At 57.4% G+C, this 3,541-nt stretch carries 2 protein-coding genes and 1 pseudogene; all 3 read right to left on the minus strand.

Annotation, left to right across the window (positions count from 1 at the left end; translation table 11 throughout):
* A pseudogene (locus tag QVO51_RS10600) lies at positions 1-672 on the minus strand (coproporphyrinogen dehydrogenase HemZ); the annotation flags it as partial.
* Position 673: 1 nt separating this feature from the next.
* The gene (locus tag QVO51_RS10605; protein WP_022358374.1) at positions 674-1,300 is read right to left on the minus strand and encodes an MBL fold metallo-hydrolase; all 627 of its coding nucleotides are present in this window, start codon (positions 1,298-1,300) and stop codon (positions 674-676) included.
* 51 nt (positions 1,301-1,351) lie between these two features.
* Positions 1,352-3,541: RelA/SpoT family protein (locus QVO51_RS10610; protein ID WP_288168217.1), on the minus strand; the 2,190-nt coding region annotated here is incomplete at its 5' end.

A 3,541-nucleotide genomic window follows, 5' to 3' on the forward strand; every position in this document is an offset into this window, starting at 1 on the left:
CGTCCCGCCGCCGATGTACACCGTGTCCAGCTTCAGATGCAGCACCCGGATCAGATCCCCGTAGATCCGGATCTCCCGGCACAGGCAGTCCACATAGGCTGGGATCAGTTCCCCGGCTTCGGCAATGGAATGGGACACAAAGGAGCAGTAGCTGCATCGGCTGGGGCAGAAGGGAATGGAAATGTACAGACTGATGGCATCCGGGGCAAGTCCCTGCAACAGGGGCAGCTGCACCCGGGCAGTTGCCTTTGCCAGCGCCAGCTTTTTCTCTGACACCAGATAGGTCTGCTGCATATGTGCCGCAGCCTGCTCCAGGGTACTGCCCTGCTCTACGGCAGCGGTCAGCATCCGCACCGGTCGGATGCCGGTCAGCATGCCCCAGGGAGGTGTCACGCCGGTGGCTTCCGTCAGATGGGCATACAGCGTCCGGCACAGGGCATGCTCAGCGGCATGCTTGTCCCCATCCGGAAACAGGGGAGCCTCCCGGCGTCGGAACACGCCGGACAGGCTGGTTTCCACCAGGATTCGATCTTCTGTAAAGACCGTGCGGATAAAATCCCCTGTACAAGGAGCATCCTCCGTACAGAATGCAAAGCGCATTGCCGGGAAAAACAGCTTGACCGTGGCTTCGGTTTCATATTTAAAGTCGTGACCGATGAGAAAAATAGTCATATCAGGTATAATCCCGCAGATACGGGTTGTGCTCCTTTTCGTAATCCAGGGTGGAGGCGCCGTTGTGTCCCGGATAGATCAGCAGATCCCCGGTCAGACCGTTGAGCCGGGTCAGGGATTTGCGCATCTGGGGCATACTGCCGCCGGGAAAGTCGGTTCTGCCGATGGATTGGCGGAACAGGGTATCTCCGCTGAGCAGAAGCCCATTGCCCAGGTAACAGACGCTGCCGGGGGTATGTCCGGGCGTATGCAGCACGGTGAGCTCCACATCATCCAGCCGGATATGCTCCCCGTCGGTCAGGGTATCCGCATCCGGTACCGGGTCAAAGCCCTGCATGCCCATGGGCGTGGACAGACTCCGGATCTCGTCCGTCAGCATACCCAGATCATCTCCGTGAATGTACACCGGAGCGCCGGTTTCCTGCTGCACCTGGGCAACACCCCCGATGTGGTCATAATGGCCATGGGTCAGCAGGATCCGATCCAGGTGCAGCCCCTGCTGTCGCAAAAGCCGCAGCAAAATCTCCGGATCTCCGCCGATGTCCACCGCAATGGCGTTTTTCTGGTCTGTTTCAAGAATATAGCAATTGGCGCCCAGGGGGCCAAGGGAAAGCATGTGTACCTTCATGAGGGAAGCTCCTTTCTTCAGTCAGCACCGCACAGGACTTGTGCAGTGCCTTTATCCGTTCTTTTCGGTTTTCACAGCAGCACGCTCCACGCTGATGACACCCTTCACATGGCGGATCTTATCCATCAGATTCCGCAGCTGCTCCGTGCCGGCAATGGTGATCGCCGCTTCAAACAGGGCATTGCCATTTTTCAAATTCCGGGAGGCAGAGTGAATGATGGGGATCTTGGACTCCATCAGCGCCCCGGTAATATCGTACACCAACCCCACCCGGTCAGTGGCAATGACCTCGATGCCGGTCTGCATGGCTGTCTGGGGCGTGGCTGCCCACTGGACATTCACCCAGCGCTCCGCCTCAGCCGGGTCGTTCCGCTTCATGGCTGCCCGGTAATTGACACAGTTTTTGTTGTGAATGGAAATGCCGTGGCCACGGGTGATAAAGCCCACGATCTCGTCCCCGGGCAGTGGATTGCAGCACTGGGCATACTTCACCACGCAGCTGTCGATATCGTCCAGAATGATGCTGCCCGTATTCCGGGCACGGACACCGGGATTCGGCGCTTCCGGTGCCGGAGCAGTTTCCTCGGTTTTGTACTGCTTGACGTATTTATCCCGAAGCCGGGACATGATCTTGGACAGCAGGATGCCGCCGTAGCCAATGGAGGCATAGAAGTCATCCAAGGTGGAGCAGTTGTGCCGTTTCAAGTCATCCGCCAGGAATTCCTCCAGCCTGTCCTCGGGCACATGGATCTGGTACCGGCGGAATTCCCGCTCCAGAGCATTCTTTCCGGTTTCGATGTTCTCTCCCCGGCACTCCTTCTTGAACCATGCCCGGATCTTGGACTTTGCCTCGTTGGTCTTGGCGATCTCCAGCCAGGAACGGCTGGGACCCTTTTTCGGATCCTTGCTGGTGATGATCTCACAGATCTGCCCGGTCTGGAGCTGATAATCCAGGGGGACGATCTTGCCGTCCACCTTGGCGCCGATGGTCTTGTTGCCGATCTCGGAGTGGATCCGGTAGGCGAAGTCAATGATGGTAGAATGGATGGGCAGGGCGATGGAATCTCCCCGGGGGGTCATGACCATGATCTCCTCCGGGGCAATGTCATTCTTGATGATCCGAACGATCTCCTCGGCATCATCCGATGCCTGCTGGGCTTCAATGACCTGTCGGATCCAGGCAAGGCGCTCCTCCATCTTGTCCTTGCCCTGGACGCCCTCCTTGTACTTCCAGTGGGCGGCAATGCCGTATTCCGCCGTAGCATGCATCTCCCAGGTGCGGATCTGTACCTCAAAGGGAATGCCCTCCCTGCCCAGTACGGTGGTGTGCAGGGATTGGTACATATTCGCCTTTGGCGTGGAGATATAGTCCTTGAACCGGTTGGGGATGGGACGGAACATATCGTGGATCAGTCCCAGCACATTGTAGCACTCCCCCACCGTGTTGACGATGATCCGCACGGCGTATTTGTCGTACACTTCCTCGATGCTCTTGTGGTTGACGAAGATTTTCTTGTAGATGCCGTAAATGCTCTTGACCCGTCCGTCAATCTGAGGCGGTGCGGAAAATTCCACGTCCTTGAACCGGTCGGCGATGCGCTTCTTGATGCTTTCGATGAACGCCTCCCGTTCCTCTTTCTTGATTTCCAGAATATGCTCAATCTCCGCATAGGCGTAGGGATCCAGGTAGCGGAACGCCAGATCTTCCAGTTCCTCCTTCACTGCCCGGATGCCCAGACGGTGAGCAATGGGGGCGTAGATGTTCATGGTTTCCAGAGCGGTTTTCCGCTGCTTATAGGAGGGGCGGTACCGGAGAGTGCGCATATTGTGGAGCCGGTCGCACAGCTTGATGATGATGACCCGGATATCCTGGGACATGGCGAGGAGCATTTTCCGCACATTCTCCGCCTGCTGCTCTTCCGGGCTGAAGATCGGGATCTTGTTGAGCTTGGTCACGCCATCCACCAGCATGGCAACGTCCTGACCAAAGCGTTTCTTCACTTCCTCCAGGGTCACCGGGGTATCCTCCACCACGTCGTGAAGCATGGCGGCACAGATGGTGTCCGTGTCCATGCCCAGCTCCAGCAGAATGTAGGAAACCGACAGCGGATGGATGATATAAGGCTGTCCGGAGGAGCGGGTCTGCCCCTCGTGAGCCTTGGCGGCAAATTCGTAGGAGGAGATGATCTTGCTCAGATCATACTGCTTGTCCTCCGCAAGAATTTTCTGGATCAGCATGTC

This window comes from Ruminococcus sp. CAG:379 (genome assembly GCF_000434255.1).
In the GTDB taxonomy this organism is placed as follows: domain Bacteria; phylum Bacillota; class Clostridia; order Oscillospirales; family Ruminococcaceae; genus Ruminococcus_F; species Ruminococcus_F champanellensis.

Bases quoted from the DNA above. Each gene is read 5' to 3' on its own strand.
- QVO51_RS10605 (WP_022358374.1), bottom strand. From the start codon at position 1,300: ATGAAGGTACACATGCTTTCCCTTGGCCCCCTGGGCGCCAATTGCTAT.